Genomic DNA, 19,044 nt, shown 5'->3' on the forward strand with positions numbered 1-19,044 from the left:
AGGTAAGAATTTTCTGGTTGTTTTGTCGGAGTAATCCTACGCTGCAAAAATTTTGTAAGTTTTTTCCGACAAGACTTCAATAATTATGGACGAGCGTCTCACCAGGATTGGCGATTTAGGATAGGGGGAAGTAAAAGTAAGAAGGGGAGCCGATTAGCCCCCTATCAAATCGGTGTTGTTAGCTGTTTGGCAGCAACCGGCAGGTGATGCTCTTGATGTAACGGGTCTCGGCAATCGCCGGATGCACCGGATGATCCGGCCCCTGGCCGCCGCGTTCCAGCATCTGGATGTTGCGGTCCAGGTGACGGGCGCTGGTCAGCAGGATGTTCTGCAGATCGTCTTCCGGCAGGTGCATCGAGCACGAAGCGCTGATCAGGATCCCGTCCTTGCTGAGCAGGCGCATGGCTTGCTCGTTCAGGCGGCGGTAGGCGCCTTCGCCGTTCTTCATGTCTTTCTTGCGTTTGATGAACGCCGGTGGGTCGGCGACGATCACGTCGAAGCGTTCTTCGCTGGCTTTCAGTTCTTTCAGGGCTTCGAACACGTCGCCTTCGATGCAGGTCATTTTCTCGGCGAAGCCGTTCAGCGCGGCGTTGCGCTCGACGCCGTCGAGGGCGAAGGCCGAAGCGTCGACGCAGAACACTTCACTGGCGCCGAACGCGGCCGCTTGCACGCCCCAGCCGCCGATGTAGCTGTACAGGTCCAGCACGCGCTTGCCTTTGGCATAGGGTGCCAGGCGTGCGCGGTTCATGCGGTGGTCGTAGAACCAGCCGGTTTTCTGGCCCTGGATGACGGGCGCTTCGAATTTCACGCCGTTCTCTTCCAGCGCGACCCACTCCGGCACCAGGCCGAACACGGTTTCGACGTAGCGGTTGAGACCTTCGGCATCGCGCGCGGCAGAATCGTTCTTGAACAGAATGCCGCTTGGCTTGATGACTTGGGTCAGCGCCGCGATCACGTCTTCTTTATGGGCTTCCATGGTCGCCGAGGCGATCTGTACCACCAGAATGTCGCCGAAACGGTCGACCACCAGGCCTGGCAGCAAGTCGGAATCGCCGTAGACCAGGCGGTAGAACGGCTTGTCGAACAGGCGCTCGCGCAGGGACAGGGCCACATTCAGGCGGTGCACCAGCAGCGATTTGTCCAGCGGCACCTTGATGTCGCGCGACAGCAGGCGGGCGCAGATCAGGTTGTTCGGGCTCATGGCGACGATGCCCAGCGGCTTGCCGCCGGCGGCTTCGAGGATCGCCTGATCACCGGGCTTGAAACCGTGCAATGGGGTGGCGGCGACATCGATTTCGTTGCTGTAGACCCACAGGTGGCCGTTTCGCAGGCGACGGTCGGCGTTGGCTTTGAGGCGCAGGCTAGGCAGGGACATGACGTCGCTCCGGAAAAAAGAGCGGGAGTATAGCGTGTTGCGGCTGGTGACGGGCTTGGTGGGCGATGAAACGCTGATGACGCCCTTCGCGGGCAAGCCTCGCTCCCACGGTGGGATCTGCGTCGCACACACACAATCATGTGTTCATTGCAGATCCGCTGTAGGAGCGAGGCTTGCCCGCGAAAGCGATCTCGAATGTCACGCCGTCAGCGCATCAATCAACCGACGATCAAACGCAGCAATATCAACAGCGATTTTCCCGCCGCTGTGTCGGCTCCAACTTCATAAAGGTTAGAATTGCCGCCTGACCCTGAGTGCGTATTTATGTTCCAAGAGCTGACCACCGAACAGATCCGACAGTCCCTGCAAGGCATCAGCGTGCCGACCCAACCGCAGATCATGGTGGATTTGCAGATGGAGCAGTACATGCCGGACCCTGATCTGGAAGTGATCGCCAAGTTGATCTCCCAAGACCCGGGCCTCTCTGGCTCACCGCTGAGCGACAGCCTGATTCGAGAGCCCCATGCCTGAACTGCCGGAAGTCGAAACCACCCGCCGCGGGATTGCGCCGCACCTTGAAGGCCAGCGCGTCAGTCGGGTCATCGTGCGGGAGCGCCGTCTGCGCTGGCCGATCCCCGAAGACCTCGATGTGCGGCTGTCCGGCCAGCGCATCGTGTTGGTGGAACGGCGGGCCAAGTACCTGCTGATCAATGCCGAAGTCGGCACACTCATCAGTCATTTGGGGATGTCGGGAAATTTGCGTCTGGTGGAGGTCGGCATGCCAGCCGCCAAGCATGAGCATGTGGACATCGAGCTGGAATCGGGGCTAGCCCTGCGCTATACCGACCCGCGCCGGTTTGGTGCGATGCTCTGGAGTCTCGATCCGCTCAATCACCCATTGCTGATTCACCTGGGGCCGGAGCCGTTGACCGACCTGTTCGACGGCGAGCGCTTGTTTCAGCTGTCGCGTGCACGCTCCATGGCGGTCAAACCGTTCATCATGGACAACGCGGTCGTGGTCGGTGTCGGCAATATCTATGCAACCGAAGCGCTATTCGCTGCCGGTATTGATCCGCGCCGGGAGGCGAGGAGCATTTCCCGGGCTCGCTATCTGAAATTGGCGATAGAAATCAAACGCATCCTTGCTCACGCCATCGAGCGCGGCGGCACCACCTTGCGCGACTTTATCGGCGGTGACGGTCAACCCGGTTACTTCCAGCAGGAATTGTTCGTTTACGGCCGCGGTAATGAGCATTGTAAGATCTGCGCAACGCAATTGCGGGAAGTAAAACTCGGGCAGCGTGCCAGCGTGTTTTGCCCGCGTTGTCAAAGCTGACAGGCCCTTGGGGCTATAGTCGGTGCTCACTGCCTAGCCCGAAGGACCGTGCCATGAACCTGTTTCGAGCCCTTGTCGTCGTTTTACTACTGAGTGTCGGTACGCCCGTGCTGGCGGCGAGCACGGGTAGCGGCGACCCGCTTTACACCATCCAGAATCCCCCCGCGTACGCCATGATCGGCGATTTGCTGATTGCCCGACCCTTGCTGGTCGTGGCGACGGTGATCGGTGCCGGGGTGTTTGTGGTGTCGTTGCCGTTCACCGTGCTGGGTGGCGGCGTGGGCGATGCAGGGCAGGCGTTGGTGGTCGACCCCGCGAAAGCGGCGTTTGTGCGGTGCCTGGGGTGTGTCGGGGAGGGGTTTGAGCAGCGGGAGTGAGTCAGTTAGATATTCGGAGTGGCTGATGGCCTCTTCGCGAGCAAGCCCGCTCCCACATTAGATCTGCTGTGTTTACATCACCTGATGAACAACACAGATGCAATGTGGGAGCGGGCTTGCTCGCGAAGAGGCCCGCATAAACGCTACAAAAACCTCAGGCTCACGCCTTGCCGGTAATCTTGCGGTACTTCTCCATCAACTGCTCTTCAGTCTCCGGATGCGCTTCGTCCAGCGGAATGCAATCCACCGGGCAAACCTGCTGGCACTGAGGTTCGTCATAGTGGCCGACGCACTGTGTGCACAGGTTTGGGTCGATCACGTAGATCTCTTCGCCCTGGGAGATGGCGGCGTTCGGGCACTCGGGTTCGCAGACGTCGCAGTTGATGCAATCGTCGGTGATGATCAGGGACATGCTAACTCCAGCCAGGGCGGAATACCCGGGCGCGATAAATCAATGCGCACAATTGTGCCGCATTAACGCTGTAGGAGCCAGCTTGTTGCGGGCGGCGTTCCGACGAAAGCGGTGTTTCAGGTACACCGCGTCGCATAGATCGCCAGCAAGCCGGCTCCTGCATTCGGTATTACTTCTTGAAGCGTTCGGCCAGCGCGTCCGCCACCGTCGGGTGGACGAATTTGTTGATATCACCGCCCAAGGCTGCGATTTCACGCACCAGTGTCGAGGAAATATACGAATAACGCTCGGACGGGGTCAGAAACATACTTTCCACATCCGGTGCCAGCTGGCGGTTCATGTTGGCCAGCTGGAACTCGTATTCGAAGTCCGAGACCGCTCGCAAGCCACGCAGGAACACGTTGGCGTTCTTCTCTTTGGCGAAATGCGCCAGCAACGACGAGAAGCCGACGACTTCTACGTTGGGCAAATGTTTAGTGACCTCGCGGGCCATCGCTACACGCTGTTCCAGAGGAAACAACGGGTTTTTCTTCGGGCTGGCGGCAACGGCGATGATCACATGATCGAACAGGCGCGCAGCGCGTTCGACCAGATCGCCATGGCCCTTGGTTATAGGGTCGAAGGTACCTGGGTACAACACTCGGTTCATCGCGTCGTCCTGGCGAGAGTCCGTTGGGGAGTCGGATGGTATCGCAGCCTTCCCGGTCGGCCAAGTCGCCTGTTGGGTAAGAAAGCACTATAGGATCGCAATATTCTCCCTTTTCATCGGATTTTCAAACGTTCGGCCGTGGCAGCGCAGGTGCAGCAGACGGATTGAGGCTCATTATTGTGATTGCCGACGGTGATGATCGTTAGCGGATAAACAGCTTCTGAATCAGTTTCTGAATGGATTTGCCGTAGGGCGGGTAGATCAGTTTCGCCGCGTTGAAGCGTTGTTTGACCAACACACCTTTGGCCTTGCTGAAGGTCAGGAAGCCTTCGTGGCCGTGGTAATGACCCATGCCGGAGGCGCCAATACCGCCGAACGGCATATCGTCCTGAGCGACATGCAGCAGGGTGTCATTCAGGCAGACCCCACCGGAATGGGTCTCGCTGAGCACGCGGTTTTGCTCGCGCTTGTCGTAGCCAAAGTAATACAGGGCCAGCGGACGCGGTCGTTGATTGATGTAGGCAAACGCTTCGTCCAGATCCTTGTAGGGCACGATCGGCAGCAGCGGGCCGAAGATCTCGTCCTGCATCACTATCATTTCGTCAGTGACGTTGAGCAGCAGGCTGTGGCTCATGCGCCGGCCCTGGCCCTGGTCGAACAAAGGAATCAGCAGCGCGCCTTTGCTGGTGGCGTCACTCAGGTATCCATCGAGCCGCTGCAGTTGTCGGTCATTGATGATCGCGGTGTAGTCCGGGTTGTCCGCCAGCGTCGGAAAAAACCCGCGAACTGCCTGGCGATAGGCTTCGACAAAGGCACCCACGCGATCTTCCGGCACCAGCACGTAGTCCGGGGCCACGCAGGTTTGCCCGGCGTTGAGCGTCTTGCCGAAAGCGATGCGTTCGGCGGCATCCTTGAGGGGCACATCGCGGGAGACGATGGCCGGAGACTTTCCGCCCAGCTCAAGGGTCACCGGTGTCAGGTTCTCGGCAGCCGCGCGCATCACTTGTTTGCCGATACTGGTAGCGCCGGTGAACAGCAGGTGATCGAAGCGCAGCCGGGAGAAGGCCACGCCGATATCGGCTTCGCCCAATACCACGCAAACCAGGTCCTGGGGAAAAATTCGCCCCAGCAGTTCCTTGAGCAGCAGACCGGTGGCAGGCGTCGATTCGCTGAGCTTGAGCATCACCCGATTGCCCGCCGACAACGCGCCCACCAGCGGGCCGATAGCCAGGTACAGCGGGTAATTCCACGGCACGATCACGCCTACCACGCCCAAGGGTTGATAAACGACTTTGGCCGACGCAGGTTGAAAGGCAACGCCGACCTTGCGCCGTGACGCTTTCATCCAGCGCTTGAGGTGCTGGCTGGCGTAATGGATGCCGTGCAGGCTGGGCATCAGTTCGGCAAGCAGGGTTTCATCGGCGCTGCGATGGCTGAAATCCTGGTCGATCGCGTCGATCAAGGCCTGGCGTTCATTGCTCAGCAGGTCCCGCAACGCCTTGAGCCATTGCTGGCGTTGCGCCGCTGGCGGCATGGGGTTGCCGGCATACGCCGCACGTTGGGCGTTGAACAAGGCTTGGAGTTCTTCCAGTGGCTGCTGTAGGTTCTGCATGTAGGCGATGTCAGCAGTCATTGTCGGCTCCGGATTATTCTTTATGAGGAACTTTTTAGAGTCTAAGCTCTAGAAAGTCAAATGGCATCTGACGCCGCTTTGTTTTATCCGCGTCCGGATAGGTCGTAAGATGCCCGTCACCGCACTCTGAATTTAAGCTCAAGCCATGGCCCCCAGGATCAAAACCAGCGAGCGCATCGTGCAGAACAGCCTGGAGCTGTTCAATCAGCAGGGCGAGCGCAGTGTCAGCACCAACCACATTGCCGCCCACATGGAAATTTCCCCCGGCAACCTGTACTACCACTTCCCTAACAAGCAGGCGATCATCGCCGTGCTGTTCAGCGAGTACGAAAGCCTGGTGGACAGTTTCCTGCGCCCGCCGCAAGGCCGCGCCGCGACGGTCGAGGACAAGCGTTTCTACCTCAAGGAATTGCTGGCAGCCATGTGGCGCTATCGGTTTCTGCATCGGGACCTCGAGCATTTGCTCGACAGCGATCCGGAACTGGCCGCCCGTTACCTACGTTTTTCCCAGCGCTGCGTGATTCAGGGAACGGCCATCTACAAAGGGTTCGTCGAGGCCGGTATCTTGAAGATGGACCGGGTGCAAATCGAATCCCTGACCCTCAACGCCTGGATCATTCTCACGTCCTGGGTGCGTTTTCTGTGTACCACGCGGGAAAACTCCAACCACTTGAGCGAACAAGCTATTAAACGGGGTGTTTATCAGGTGCTGGTGCTGGAAGCCGGCTTCGTCACGGATCAGTCCCGCGACGCGGTCAACGCGCTGTTCGAAGAGTTTTATGTGCCACTGGCCCAGGCACTGGAAGAAGAAGCAGGATAGAAAGAGCAACAGGACCGACTACCGCCATCACAGGAGCCCGTTATGCCCATTGCGCAACTGATCAGCCCGCAAGCGTTGGACCTGAAAAAGGAGCAGCCAGGGCTGGTGATTCTGGATTGTCGTTTTGCCCTCGAAGACCCGGACTACGGCCAGCGCAGCTATGCCGAAGGGCATATTGCCGGGTCGAGCTTTGCCGATCTTGAGCGTGATTTGAGCGGGACGGTGGTCAAGGGTGTGACGGGTCGCCATCCGTTGCCAGAGCCTGAGGATTTGGTCGAACGCCTGCAGGCTTGGGGCATCAACGCTGATAGTGAAGTGGTTTTGTACGACGACGGCCCGGGTGCCTACGCGGCGCGGGCCTGGTGGTTGCTGGCCTGGCTGGGCAAGCGCGACGGCGTGTTTATTCTTGATGGCGGGCTCAAGGCCTGGCATGCCGCAGGTTTACCGCTGAGTCTGGATGCGCCCGATATCGAACGGGGGACCTTCACGGGGGTGCCGGACTACGCGCTCATCCTGGATGCCGAAGCACTGCAGCAACGTCTCGGCCAGCCTGCGCTGACCTTGCTCGACGCTCGGGCCCTGCCGCGCTTCAAGGGCGAAGTGGAACCGATCGACCCGATCGCCGGGCACATCCCGGGCGCGCAATGTGCAGCGTTCACCGACAACCTGGGCAGCGACGGGCGTTTCCTGCCGGCCGATCAGCTCAAGCAGCGGTTTGCCGCGAAACTCGATAATCGTTCGCCGACTGATCTGGTGGCGTATTGCGGCTCCGGCGTAACGGCTTGTCACAACCTGTTCGCCTTGTGCCTGGCGGGTTATCCGTTGGGGTCGTTGTATGCGGGGTCGTGGAGCGAGTGGATCAACGATCCGGCGCGGGGCGTCGCCACCGGCGAATAAACACCAATGTGGGAGCGGGCTTGCTCGCGAAAGCGGCGGGTCAGTCGACATCAATGTCGCCTGACTCACTGCTTTCGCGAGCAAGCCCGCTCCCACATTTGGATCTGTGTCGATCTCAACTTCCGGGCAGTTGTCGCGCACTGCGATACGCCCCCGGCCCGACCCCGTACACCTGCTTGAACTGCCGACTCAGGTGACTCTGGTCGGCAAAGCCCAACTGCGTGGCCACTTCCAAAGGCAAGCAACCGCCCTGTAGCAATGCCCGCGCCCGAGCGATGCGCTGCTGCATCAGCCAGGTGTGCGGCGGCATGCCGGTGGCGCGGCGGAACACCCTGGCGAAGTGGAACGGTGAGAGGTTTACCGCTGCAGCGAGTTCTTCCAGGGACGGTGGCGCCGCCAAATGCGCTTGCAGCAACTCCTTGGCCAGAGTCACCGCCCGGTGTTCCTTGCCGGGTTTACCTGCGATCGGAACGGCCGCATGACGTTGCAGCAACGACAGCATCATTTCCCGCCAGCCATGATCATGCCGATCACATAGCCGTCATGCACGTGGGGTGCGAAACGGTGTTCGATGTAGCGCGCGGACAATAATTCGACCCCGGCCAGCGGTGCCGTTTGCCAAAAATGAATTGACTCGCCTTGATCGGTATCCATCGGCTTACTCGCGACCCACAGCGGTCAGCCACTGAGGAATGCGCCGCTCCAGGTAGTAGCCCGGTTGCCTTAACGAGCCATCGATGAAGCCGACATGCCCACCCTTGGCTTCTAGCTCGAACTGAATACAGTCGGATAATTCTGCTGCCTGTGGCAGGCTATGAGGAAAGACAAAGGGATCGTCAGCCGCCTGGATGATCAGGGTCGGCGTGCGAACCTCTCCAAGGTAATAACGGCTCGAAGCGCGCCGATAGTAATCTTCGGCATCGACAAATCCATGCAGCGGCGCTGTCACCCTGCCATCGAAATCCCAGAACGTGCGCATGTTTTCCAGCGAACCGAGGGCCGCCAATGCCGCCAGTCCGTCCTCGCGTCCGTCGTGCTGGAACTGCCGCTGCTTATTCTTGATGTAGGCCAGCATCTCGCGCATGAAGTGCGCTTGATAGACCTTGGAGAATCCCTGGCCGATACGGTCGGCGCACTGATCGAGGCGAAACGGCACGGACACCGCCACGGCACCGAGCACGCCACTGACACTGCCGGTCTCGCCCAGATGCTTGAGCAAGACGTTGCCACCCAAGGAATAACCGACCGCATACAGAGGGGCGAGCGGCCGTTTGGCCCGCAAGTGCTTGATGGTTTCGGCCAGGTCTTCGCTGGCGCCGGAATGGTAGCTGCGTGGGAGCAGATTGGGTTCGCCCGAGCAACCGCGCCAGTTCAGCGCGACGCTGGCCCAACCCTGGATAGCCAGCGTCTTTTGCAATCCGGCCACGTAAGGCGAGTTCGACGAACCGGTCAGTCCGTGCAACACCAGCACCAGTGGCGCATTGGCACTGTGCGGGCCGTGCCAGTCCAGGTCGAGGAAGTCACCATCCTCGAGCCACAGACGTTCGCGCTCGCGCTCGATATGGGTGGTTTTGCGCCAAAGGGGTCCCCACAAGGTTTGCAAGTGCGGGTTGCCAAGGCCGAAGGCGGGCGTGAAGCGTTCTGGCGGAAGGGACACGATTGCTCTCGATGCAGCGGTGCGCAACCTGTGCGCACCTTTTCAGGCTGGTCATTTAATCAGCAATTTCTGCCATACGTTGCCACAACGAGTCAAATTAATGCTTTGGGGGTTTGCATTGGCAATATGTGCGCAACTGTCATTCGCTGGGGCGTGAAATAAGTATTGGCTGCATGCTGAATATCTTCGGCGGTGACCTTGAACAAATCGATGTGTCTCTGATAGAGGTGCGTGAATGATGCTTTATTATTTTCAAGCTGGCCCAGGTCATAGGCTAGAGAGCTGTCATTACTTTCTCTCTTGACGAGACTGGTAAACGCCTGCTCGCGAGCCATTTCCAGTGCCTCTGGAAGTACCCCGTTTAACTTGAATTCGTTTATTAATTCAATTAGCGCAGCCTCTAGTTCCTCCAGGGATTGGTCGACATTATTTGCCGTAACTGACATTCTGAAAAGACTTGCGTGCTTTTTTTGAGTAAAGGCACATATTCCGCTAGAAACGGGAAGATAGGCCGTGTAGTTTTGCTCGAATATGAAGGAAATGATCTGCAGTGCCGCAGCCGATTGATCGGCTGCGGCGTCGACCATTCCAGGCACATTGAACGCTACTAACAATCTAGGCGTTTCGGTGTCCATGTTCAATTCAATATGGCGTTTGCCCGGCTCGCAAAGCTCCGTCACCTCTTTGGCCAGCGCTGTTGGCCTGAAAGGCACGGCGCCGAAATGCTGCTTCGCCAACGTTTCGACTTCTTGCGCTTTCACGTTTCCGACAATGATCAGGCATGCATTGGTTGGAGAGTAGTGATGTTGATGCCATTGTTGCAGTTGCTTGAGGTCAAGGCTGGCAGCACTGTGAGGGGTTATTGAAGAGTTCCCGTAGCCACTGATAGGGTAAGTCAGCGCGTCAAACGCTTCAGGAGTGGAATAATCCGATGTGAAGTAGCGATTTTTTTCTCGCTGCCGTAGCTTGGTTTCAATCACGTGTTTCATACTAATCTCGGTCAGGACAGGAGCGCTCATCATCCTGGCGAGACTTTTAAAGTCCTGATTCAAGTTGTCAGGGCTGGTGGTATGAGAGTAAAGCGTGAAGTCATCGAAATGCCACACATCGAAACGTTCTGTGTCTATAAAGTTTTTGTCTTTAGACAAGGTTCCGTTAAGCACAATGTTGATACCCGCATTATCAGTGGATTCGTCGCGGGAGCTGATTTTGTAACTCAGACTGCAGGCAGCGCTCTCTGATCGAGGGTTTTCCAAGATGATGATCTTCAGGCCATTGTCCAGAATAAGTTCTACGGGTGTTGCTCGTGTTGCGGTTTGCATAGGCAAAATATGCGCGACGGTTGTTCTCTGTGGCGTAAAAAAAGTTTTTGCTGTGCGCTGAATGTCTTCGGCCGTGACATTCAGTAAATCGTCGTGCCTCTGATCAAGGTGGCTGAAGGGTATTTGATAGTTTTCCAGCTGGCCGATGTCAAGCGCCAGAGCCTTGTGGTCTTCACTTTTAGCAAGGCTTGCAAGCGCTCGTTCACGGGCTATTTCCAGCTCCTGGGGGGGCGGTGCGTTGAACTTGAACTCGTCAATCAATGTATTCAGGTCTGCCTCGAGTTCCTCTAAGGATTGGTCGCGCATACGTGCCGTGATGGACACTCTGAAAAGGCTCGCGTATTTTTCTTGCTCGTAAAGACATATTCCACTAGAGACGCTAAGGTCGGCGGTAAGTTTTTGGCGGAGTAATTCGGACAGAATTTTCAGTGCACCGCCTGAATGATCGGCTATGGCGTCGCTCATTCCTGGTACGTTGAGCACGACTAACAACCTGGGCTTCCACGTTGCCTTATGTAGCACAAAATGACGCTTGTCCAGTTCGCAGAGTTGTTTTAACTCCTGAGCCGCTGCTAAAGGCCTGAAAGGCACGGTATCTAAGTACTGTCGCGCCAGCTTCTCAACTTCTGCTGCTTTCACGTTTCCAGTGATGACCAGACAGGCATTGCCAGGTGAGTAATACTGTTGATGCCATTGTTGCAATTGCTCGATGTCGATGCGAGCAGCGCTTTCAGGGGTGACTATTGGACTGTAAAGATAGCCAATAGGGTGGCAGAGTGAGTCAAATTCGACAGGAATCGAATCATCTGATGTGAAGTGTCGTTTTTCCGCTCGATAGTCGTGGTGAGCTCGAATCACCCGCTTCAGGGTATTTTCGGTGAGAACGGGAGCGCTCATCATCCTGGCGTTCAGTTCGAAACATTGACCCAGCTGATCAGGCGTCAATGAGAATTTGAATGTGGTGAATGTATTATAAGTGCTTAACGAGAAACGTTGCTTCAGCGTATTTTCGTAGTTGTCGATACGAAGCGTTTCGAGAAACGCTGAATTGATGCCCGCATTGTCAGCGGATTCGTCGCGGCGACTGACGTTGTAATTCAGTACGCAGGTAGCACCCGTTGCTTGAGGAATCTCTAAAACAATGATCTTAAGACCATTTTTCAAAGTGATTTCTATCGGTGATGTCCGTGGGCTCATGTATTGAAATCCTTTTCAGTGGGCGCGAGTCATTTCGCCTGGAAAGGATACTAACGGACTGGCTTTGGAAACTATTGATTAAGCGTTTCTTATTGCAACGCTCGCCGCGCCCTTGGTGGACGCGGCGTGTTTCGGCGGATTAAGACTCCTGGACGTGGTTTCGCTGCCACAGCGCGTAGTACACCCGCCCGGATTTTTGCTCCCGGTGGAGGCGCCAATTGCCAGGCAAGCCAAGGGACGATGGCGCGTTTTCGCTTTCGGTGTAGATCCAGGCTTCGTCAGCCAGCCATTTGCGCTCTTCCAGCAGCGTGCAGACGGTCGGCAGCAGGTTCTGGTTGAACGGCGGGTCGAGGAACACCAGGTCGTAAGCAACCGCTGGCTGGGTTTCCAGGTAGCGCAAGGCATCGGCCGTCTGAATCTGGCCGGTCGTGCAGCGCAGGGTACCCAGATGCTCCTTGATGCTCGCTACCGCGATGTTGCTCGCATCCAGCGCCTGGCCCATCGCTGCGCCACGGGATAAAGCCTCGAGAAACAACGCGCCGCTGCCGGCGAATGGATCCAATACTTTTGCGCCGGCGACATAGGGCGCGAGCCAGTTAAACAGGGTTTCGCGCACCCGGTCCGGGGTCGGACGCAAGCCTGGCGCATCGGGGAAGCTCAGCTTTCGACTGCCCCATTCGCCGCCGATGATGCGCAGTTGATTCACACCGTTATGGACGTTGTGGACGGGTTTTTTTGGGCGGGAAGTGGCCATCAATGCTCCGGAACCCCGAGCGGTTGCTCGGCAGGTTTATCAGAAGGGGCCGGTAACGGCTTTTGTGGCACGGTCGGGCCAGCGCTGACGATGACCAGTTTATCCGTGCTCAGGTGTTTGTTCAGTGCGGTTTTGACCTGTTCGACGGTCAGGCTCTGGGACTGCTGCATGAAGTCTTCCAGATAGCTCAACGGCAGGTTGTAGAAACCCATGGCGCCGAGCTGACCGACGATATCGGCATTGCTGGCGGTGGACAGCGGGAAGCTGCCGGCCAGTTCGCGCTTGGCGTCGTCGAGTTCTTTTTCGGTCGGGCCGGTCTTGAGGTAGTCGGCGAGCACATCCTGCACCAGTTTCAACGTGCCTTCGCTCATCTCGGCGCGGGTTTGCAGGTTGATCATGAACGGACCTCGCGCCTGCATCGGGGTAAAACCCGAATATACGCCGTAAGCCAGGCCGCGCTTCTCACGCACTTCGCTCATCAACCGGGTGCCAAAACCACCGCCGCCAAGGATCTGGTTGCCCATGGACAGTGCCGCGTAGTCCGGATCGTCACGGTCGATGCCCAGTTGCGCGAGCATCAGGTTGGTCTGCTTGGACGGAAACTCGATATGGCCGATGCTGGCTTTGGGTTCTGCCGGCTGCGGGATTTTCGCCAGGGCCGGTCCTTTGGGCAGCGCACTGGAAACCTGTGCGGCAATCGCCTCGGCCTCGGCACGGGACAGGTCGCCGACCAGCGCAATCACTACGTTGCCCGAGGTATAAGCTTTTTCATGGAACGCCTTCAATTGAGCCAACGTGATCGCCGGTACGGTTTTCGCGGTGCCATCGCTGGAATGCGCGTACGGATGATCGCCGTAGAGCCGGTTCATCAGCTCCAGGCTGGCCAGTTTGCCGGGGTTCTGCTTCTGGTATTCGAAGCCGGCGAGCATCTGGTTCTTGATGCGCGCGAACGAATCGGCAGGGAAGGTCGGTTTGCCGACCACTTCCGAGAACAGCTGCAGCGCGGGTTCGCGTTTGTCCGCGGCGCTGAGGCTGCGCAGGGAAGCCAGTGCCATGTCCTTGAATGCGCCGTTGCCAAAGTCCGCGCCCAGGCCTTCGAAGCCTTGGGCGATGGCGCCGACATCCTTACCGGCCACGCCTTCGTTGAGCATGGCGTTGGTCAGTACGGCCAGGCCCGGCGCAACCCCGTCCTGGCTGCTGCCGGCGGAAAAGATCAGGCGCATGTCGAACATCGGCAATTCGCGAGCCTCGACGAACAACACCTTGGCGCCTTCGGCGGTGTTCCAGGTCTGCACATCCAGACTGCGGCGGCTGGGTGCCTTGCCATCGAGTTCTGCCAGCGATTGCAGTTTCTGGCTGGCCTTGGCCTTGTCCAGGGCTTCGCTGGCCTTTGATTCGTCGGTCTTTGCAAAGTAAAACGCGGCAGACCCGATCAGTGCGGCGACGATCAGGCCGGTTAGCGCCAGGCGCGTTTTTTTACGCTCACTCATGAGTCGTCTCCTGTGGCAGTACATGGGCGACGCTGAGACGTTCGCGGGTGAAATACAGCTTGGCGGCGTTCTGGATGTCTTGCGGGGTCACACTTTCCAGGTCGGCCAGTTCGGTGTCCATCAGTTTCCAGGACAGGCCCACGGTTTCCAGTTGGCCGATGGCGGTGGCCTGGCTGGTGATCGAGTCCCGCTCGTAGACCAGGCCGGCAATGACCTGGGCGCGCACGCGTTCCAGTTCTTCGGTGGATGGCGCGGTGGTTTTCAGCTGTTCGAGCAGTTTCCACAGGCCGGCTTCAACCTGGGCCATGGTTTTGTTTTTCTGGGTGTTCGGTGTCGCCGACAGGGTGAACAGGCTATCGCCACGGGTATAGGCGTCGTAGCTCGACGAACCGCCGGATACCAGTTCTTCGCCGCGTTCCAGCTGCGTCGGGATGCGACCGCTGTAGCCGCCATCGAGCAGGGCCGAAATCAGGCGCAAGGCATTCACCGGGCGTTTGTCTTCGGCGGTGGCGATGCTGGGCACGTTGAAGCCCAGCATCAGGCTCGGCAGTTGGGTCTGCACGTGCAACGTGATCTGGCGTTCGCCGGGTTCGGCCAACTCCAGCGGGATTTTCGCCGACGGCACGTCACGCTTGGCGATCGGGCCGAAGTAGCGTTGGGCCAGGGTTTTGACTTCATCCGGCGTCACGTCGCCCACCACCACCAGGGTGGCGTTGTTCGGCACGTACCAGGACTGGTACCAGTGGCGCAGCTCTTCGACCTTCATGCGGTCCAGGTCCGCCATCCAGCCGATGGTCGGCGTGTGGTAGCCGCTGGCCGGGTAGGCCATGGCCTTGAAGCGTTCGTAGGCCTTGGACATCGGCTTGTCGTCGGTGCGCAGGCGGCGTTCCTCTTTGATGACCTCGATCTCGCGGGCGAACTCGTCTGCCGGCAGGCGCAGGCTGGCCATGCGGTCGGCTTCCAGCTCGAAGGCCACGCCCAGGCGGTCGCGGGCCAGGACCTGGTAATAAGCGGTGAAGTCGTCGCTGGTAAAGGCGTTCTCTTCGGCACCGAGGTCGCGCAGGATCAGTGAAGCCTCGCCGGGGCCGACTTTCTCGCTGCCCTTGAACATCATGTGTTCCAGGGCATGGGACAAGCCGGTCTGTCCCGGGGTCTCGTAGCTGGAGCCGACCTTGTACCAGACTTGGGATACCACCACCGGCGCACGATGGTCTTCGCGCACGACGACCTTCAGGCCGTTATCGAGGGTGAATTCGTGGGTGGGTTGTGGATCGGCAGCCAGGGCCGAGAGGGGCAGACAAACTGTGCTGAGCAGCAGGCCTGCAGCGCGGCGGGCTAGAGCATTCATTCGTTTTTAAACCTTTGGGGCTGCCCGCTTGTTCTTAGCGTCAGCGGGCGAGAGGGTGCTAGGATAGTGATCCGTTTTACTGGCGGCCACGCCTATCAGGCCTTTGCGTTTGATCAGGTTGTATGGGTTTGCGGCAAAAGGTTGTGGTTTATCGACTAGACTCTGCTTTTTCGCCGATTTTTCCGCTGCAGTCCTTCGTGAAACCGATTTTGTAAGGTGCCGTTTGCACCTCGACAAAATGTTGCGCGTGAACAAGCTGGATCAATCGCAGTCTGTTCAGCATCGAATATTCATTTGCCGAGGCGCCCTTTGGCGCGTCGCTACTGTGAGATAGCCGTCCTCCATGTTTGGTTCCAACGACGACAAGAAAGCCCCAGCTGCGGCTGGCGAGAAGAAAAGCCTGTTCGGATGGCTGCGCAAAAAGCCGCAGGAACCCGTCGTCGAACAGCCACAGCCCCAGCCTCTCCCTGAGCAGCCTGAGCCAACACCTGCGCCGGTCATCGATGAAAAGCCCGCGCCGCCGGTCTTGCCGGTCGCCGAGCCGGTGCTGCAACCGGTCATCGAGCCTGAACCCCGTGTCGTGGCCGACACTGTGCCCCAGTATCCGTTGACCCCCGCTGCCGAGCCCTGGCTGACATTGCCTGTGGCGGAGGAGCCAGTGGCATTGGTCGAAGATGAGTTGGCGCCGCACATTGCACCGCCGATTCCGGCCCCGACAGCCTTTGCTCCCGAGCCGGTCCAGTCACCGGTGGTGCTGCCAGTTATCGCGCCCGTTGTGGTGGCCGAGCCTGTTCCGGTGATCCCGGAGCCTGTGGCTCCAGTAGTTGCTGCTCCGGTTGTTCCAGCCCCGACTCCTGTTGCTGCTCCGGTTGCTCCAGCCCCGATTCCTGTTGCTGCTCCGGTTGCTCCAGCCCCGGTTCCTGTTGCTGCTCCGGTTGTTCCAGCCCCGGTTCCTGTTGCTGCTCCGGTTGTTCCAGCCCCCATTCCTGTTGTTGCTCCCGTTGCCACGGCATCTGTCGTGCCCGTCGAAGCACCCGCAGAGCCTGCGCGCACCGAAGAAACCAAGGCCGGCTTCTTCGCCCGCCTCAAGCAAGGCCTGTCCAAGACCAGCGCCAGCATCGGCGAAGGCATGGCGAGCCTGTTCCTGGGCAAGAAGATCATCGATGATGAGCTGCTCGAGGACATCGAAACCCGTCTGTTGACCGCCGATGTGGGCGTCGAAGCCACTTCGGTGATCATCCAGCGCCTGACCCAAAAGGTGGCACGCAAAGAGCTGGCCGATGCGAATGCGCTCTACAAGTCCCTGCAAGCCGAGCTGGCGGCAATGCTCAAGCCCGTCGAGCAGCCGCTGAAGATCACCTCGCAGAACAAGCCTTTCGTGATTCTGGTGGTCGGCGTCAATGGCGCCGGCAAGACCACTACCATCGGCAAGCTGGCGAAGAAGCTGCAACTCGAAGGCAAGAAAGTCATGCTCGCGGCGGGTGACACTTTCCGCGCCGCAGCGGTCGAGCAATTGCAGGTCTGGGGCGAGCGCAACAAGATCCCGGTGATTGCCCAGCACACCGGCGCCGACTCGGCATCGGTGATCTTCGACGCCGTGCAGGCCGCCAAGGCCCGTGGCATCGATGTCCTGATCGCTGACACCGCCGGTCGCCTGCACACCAAAGACAACCTGATGGAAGAGCTGAAGAAGGTGCGCCGGGTGATCGGCAAGCTCGATGCCGACGCGCCCCACGAAGTGTTGTTGGTACTGGATGCCGGCACCGGCCAGAATGCCATCAACCAGGCCAAGCAGTTCCACCAGACCGTCGAACTGACCGGCCTGGCATTGACTAAACTGGACGGCACCGCCAAGGGTGGGGTGATTTTCGCCCTGGCCAAGCAGTTTGGCCTGCCGATTCGCTACATCGGTGTCGGTGAAGGCATCGATGATTTGCGTACTTTTGAAGCAGAACCCTTTGTCCAGGCACTGTTTGCCGAGCGGGAGCGTTCATGATTCGTTTCGAACAGGTCGGTAAACGCTATCCGAACGGTCACGTCGGCTTGCATGAGCTGAGCTTTCGAGTCCGTCGGGGCGAATTCTTGTTTGTCACCGGCCATTCCGGCGCCGGTAAAAGCACCCTGTTGCGGCTGCTGTTGGCCATGGAGCGCCCGACCACTGGCAAATTGCTGCTGGCCGGGCAAGACCTGGCGACCATCAGCAACGCGCAGATACCTTTCCTGCGTCGGCAGATCGGCGTGGTGTTCCAGAACCACCAGTTGCTGTTCGATCGCACGGTATTCAACAACGTCGCGTTGCCGTTGCAGATTCTTGGCCTGTCCAAGGCCGAGATCATCAAGCGTGTGGACTCGGCCCTGGAGCGCGTGGCGCTGTCGGACAAAATCGATCTGTACCCGGGCGACCTGTCCACCGGTCAACAACAGCGCGTCGGCATCGCCCGTGCCATCGTCCACCGCCCGGCCCTGCTGCTGGCGGACGAACCGACCGGTAACCTCGACCCGCGCCTGGCAGCCGAAATCATGGGCGTCTTCGAAGACATCAACCGCCTGGGCACCAGCGTGCTGATCGCCAGTCACGACCTGGCGCTGATCGCTCGCATGCGTCACCGCATGCTGACCCTGCAACGCGGCCGATTGATCGGCGACGGGGAGGCTGCCGTATGAGTGCGACACGCAGCCCCAAGGTGTCCGAGCGCGTAGCGCCCAAGGGTGCCGATCCGCAACCGCAGAAGAAAAAACGCGACGATGACGATGGTCCGGACTTCGCCACGCTGTTACGCGCCTGGATCGAAAGCCATCGTGCCAGCCTGGTGGATAGTTTGCGGCGCTTGGGCAAGCATCCAGTCGGGAGTTTTTTCACCTGCATGGCGATGGCGGTGGCCTTGAGCTTGCCCATGGGCCTGTCACTTCTGCTAAGTAACGTCGAGCGTCTCGGCGGTTCCTGGCAGCGTGCGGCGCAGATTTCCCTCTACTTGCAAATCGATGCCAGCCCGACCGAGGGCGAGTCGTTGCGCGAGCAGATCAAGGGCATGCCCGGTGTAACGGACGCCGAATATGTCGGCCGCGATCAGGCGCTGGAAGAGTTCCAGCAACAGTCCGGCCTGGGCGAAGCGCTCAAGGAATTGCCGGAAAACCCGCTGCCAGGCGTGGTGCTGGTGACCCCGGACGAAGTCGACAAGCCTGCCCTTGAAGCATTGAGACAAACACTTTCCGAATTGCCGAAGGTACAACAGGCGCAACTTGATCTAGTCTGGGTCGAGCGTTTGGCGGCAATCCTCAAGCTGGGTGACCGTTTTGTCTTCGGTCTGACCGTGCTTCTGGTTTCTGCATTACTTTTGGTGATAGGCAATACCATTCGTCTTCATATTGAAAACCGCCGCACAGAGATAGAAGTGATTAAACTCGTGGGCGGCACTGACAGCTATGTGCGCAGGCCCTTTCTGTATATGGGTGCGCTTTATGGCTTTGGTGCGGGGATTCTTTCATGGGGCGTACTGGCGTTCGGCCTGGACTGGCTGAACGACGCGGTAGTCGGGCTGGCCGGATTGTACGGCAGTGATTTCGCACTGGCTGGAGTGCCGGTGGCCGACGGTCTGTCGCTCTTGCTTGGCGCGGTGCTGTTGGGGTATATCGGTGCATGGATTGCAGTCGCACGCCACCTGAGGGAGCTTGCGCCAAAGTAATATCATTTTGCTCGTATTGACCTTTCAGCGTTTATGGGAACTTGTCTTTCGGTTTCCGGTCAATTTTCGCAGTGCTGAACTGCACGAGTTATGT

Annotated in this window: 17 protein-coding genes and 2 pseudogenes; 8 read left to right on the forward strand and 11 right to left on the reverse strand. The window is 58.7% G+C overall.

The genetic code is table 11. From position 1 onward, the window contains the following. Positions 1 to 178: 178 nt before the first annotated feature. A complete protein-coding gene (locus F8N80_RS18285; RefSeq protein ID WP_150748903.1) occupies positions 179 to 1,375 on the reverse strand; it encodes a class I SAM-dependent rRNA methyltransferase in 1,197 nt (398 codons plus the stop codon). Positions 1,376 to 1,699: 324 nt separating this feature from the next. Between F8N80_RS18285 and F8N80_RS18290 the strand changes: the two are divergent. The 3 genes and pseudogenes from F8N80_RS18290 to F8N80_RS18300 form a co-directional block, all read left to right on the forward strand. Continuing rightward, a pseudogene (locus F8N80_RS18290) lies at positions 1,700 to 1,900 on the forward strand (HDOD domain-containing protein); the annotation flags it as partial. Beyond that, a complete protein-coding gene (gene mutM, locus F8N80_RS18295) occupies positions 1,899 to 2,711 on the forward strand; it encodes a bifunctional DNA-formamidopyrimidine glycosylase/DNA-(apurinic or apyrimidinic site) lyase (RefSeq protein ID WP_150748902.1) in 813 nt (270 codons plus the stop codon). The pseudogene F8N80_RS18290 and the gene mutM, both read left to right, overlap by 2 nt. Positions 2,712 to 2,764: 53 nt before the next feature. Then, entirely contained in the window at positions 2,765 to 3,088 is a 324-nt protein-coding gene (locus F8N80_RS18300) for a multidrug transporter (RefSeq protein WP_150748901.1), read from the forward strand. A gap of 160 nt (positions 3,089 to 3,248) precedes the next feature. On the opposite strand, the gene F8N80_RS18305 is transcribed toward F8N80_RS18300, so the two are convergent. The 3 genes from F8N80_RS18305 to F8N80_RS18315 form a co-directional block, all read right to left on the reverse strand. Continuing rightward, entirely contained in the window at positions 3,249 to 3,500 is a 252-nt protein-coding gene (locus F8N80_RS18305) for a YfhL family 4Fe-4S dicluster ferredoxin (RefSeq protein WP_003195146.1), read from the reverse strand. A 169-nt stretch (positions 3,501 to 3,669) separates the two neighbouring features. Next, positions 3,670 to 4,149 (reverse strand): pantetheine-phosphate adenylyltransferase, encoded by a 480-nt coding sequence (coaD, locus tag F8N80_RS18310; RefSeq protein ID WP_150748900.1) that lies wholly within the window; start codon positions 4,147 to 4,149, stop codon positions 3,670 to 3,672. A gap of 202 nt (positions 4,150 to 4,351) precedes the next feature. Next, positions 4,352 to 5,782 carry a coniferyl aldehyde dehydrogenase gene (locus F8N80_RS18315; protein ID WP_150784398.1) on the reverse strand — a complete coding sequence of 477 codons (1,431 nt, stop codon included), beginning with the start codon at positions 5,780 to 5,782 and terminating at the stop codon, positions 4,352 to 4,354. A gap of 145 nt (positions 5,783 to 5,927) precedes the next feature. Here F8N80_RS18315 and F8N80_RS18320 point away from each other — a divergent pair, with 145 nt between their 5' ends. Then, the gene (locus F8N80_RS18320; protein WP_150784399.1) at positions 5,928 to 6,602 is read left to right on the forward strand and encodes a TetR/AcrR family transcriptional regulator; all 675 of its coding nucleotides are present in this window, start codon (positions 5,928 to 5,930) and stop codon (positions 6,600 to 6,602) included. 42 nt (positions 6,603 to 6,644) lie between these two features. After that, a complete protein-coding gene (locus F8N80_RS18325; protein WP_150746641.1) occupies positions 6,645 to 7,499 on the forward strand; it encodes a sulfurtransferase in 855 nt (284 codons plus the stop codon). 115 nt (positions 7,500 to 7,614) lie between these two features. Here the strand turns inward: F8N80_RS18325 and F8N80_RS18330 are convergent. From F8N80_RS18330 to F8N80_RS32210, 7 genes and pseudogenes are all read right to left on the reverse strand, one after another. Further along, positions 7,615 to 8,153: pseudogene (locus tag F8N80_RS18330) on the reverse strand (helix-turn-helix domain-containing protein). A 4-nt stretch (positions 8,154 to 8,157) separates the two neighbouring features. Continuing rightward, positions 8,158 to 9,156 carry a hydrolase gene (locus F8N80_RS18335; RefSeq protein ID WP_150784400.1) on the reverse strand — a complete coding sequence of 333 codons (999 nt, stop codon included), beginning with the start codon at positions 9,154 to 9,156 and terminating at the stop codon, positions 8,158 to 8,160. A gap of 92 nt (positions 9,157 to 9,248) precedes the next feature. Then, entirely contained in the window at positions 9,249 to 11,675 is a 2,427-nt protein-coding gene (locus tag F8N80_RS18340; protein WP_150784401.1) for a M16 family metallopeptidase, read from the reverse strand. A gap of 139 nt (positions 11,676 to 11,814) precedes the next feature. Then, a complete protein-coding gene (gene rsmD / locus F8N80_RS18345; protein WP_150746644.1) occupies positions 11,815 to 12,429 on the reverse strand; it encodes a 16S rRNA (guanine(966)-N(2))-methyltransferase RsmD in 615 nt (204 codons plus the stop codon). Continuing rightward, positions 12,429 to 13,919, reverse strand: coding sequence for a M16 family metallopeptidase (locus tag F8N80_RS18350; protein WP_150784402.1), 1,491 nt, complete (start codon positions 13,917 to 13,919; stop codon positions 12,429 to 12,431). Before F8N80_RS18350 ends, rsmD begins: the two co-directional genes overlap by 1 nt. Next, on the reverse strand, positions 13,912 to 15,267 hold the full coding sequence (locus tag F8N80_RS18355) for a M16 family metallopeptidase (RefSeq protein ID WP_150746646.1): 1,356 nt from the start codon (positions 15,265 to 15,267) through the stop codon (positions 13,912 to 13,914). Before F8N80_RS18355 ends, F8N80_RS18350 begins: the two co-directional genes overlap by 8 nt. Before the next feature lie 148 nt (positions 15,268 to 15,415). Next, entirely contained in the window at positions 15,416 to 15,820 is a 405-nt protein-coding gene (locus tag F8N80_RS32210) for a hypothetical protein (RefSeq protein WP_440131191.1), read from the reverse strand. A gap of 105 nt (positions 15,821 to 15,925) precedes the next feature. Here F8N80_RS32210 and ftsY point away from each other — a divergent pair, with 105 nt between their 5' ends. The 3 genes from ftsY to ftsX are packed head-to-tail and all read left to right on the forward strand — an operon-like array spanning position 15,926 to position 18,950. After that, positions 15,926 to 17,263: a signal recognition particle-docking protein FtsY gene (gene ftsY / locus F8N80_RS18365; RefSeq protein ID WP_440131190.1), complete on the forward strand. Its 1,338-nt coding sequence runs from the start codon at positions 15,926 to 15,928 to the stop codon at positions 17,261 to 17,263. Continuing rightward, the gene (ftsE, locus tag F8N80_RS18370; protein ID WP_150746648.1) at positions 17,260 to 17,931 is read left to right on the forward strand and encodes a cell division ATP-binding protein FtsE; all 672 of its coding nucleotides are present in this window, start codon (positions 17,260 to 17,262) and stop codon (positions 17,929 to 17,931) included. Before ftsY ends, ftsE begins: the two co-directional genes overlap by 4 nt. Further along, positions 17,928 to 18,950, forward strand: a complete 1,023-nt coding sequence (ftsX, locus tag F8N80_RS18375) for a permease-like cell division protein FtsX (protein WP_150746649.1) — start codon at positions 17,928 to 17,930, stop codon at positions 18,948 to 18,950. Before ftsE ends, ftsX begins: the two co-directional genes overlap by 4 nt. The last annotated feature ends 94 nt before the right edge of the window (positions 18,951 to 19,044 follow it).

This window comes from Pseudomonas fluorescens (genome assembly GCF_902497995.1).
GTDB lineage: Bacteria > Pseudomonadota > Gammaproteobacteria > Pseudomonadales > Pseudomonadaceae > Aquipseudomonas > Aquipseudomonas fluorescens_BK.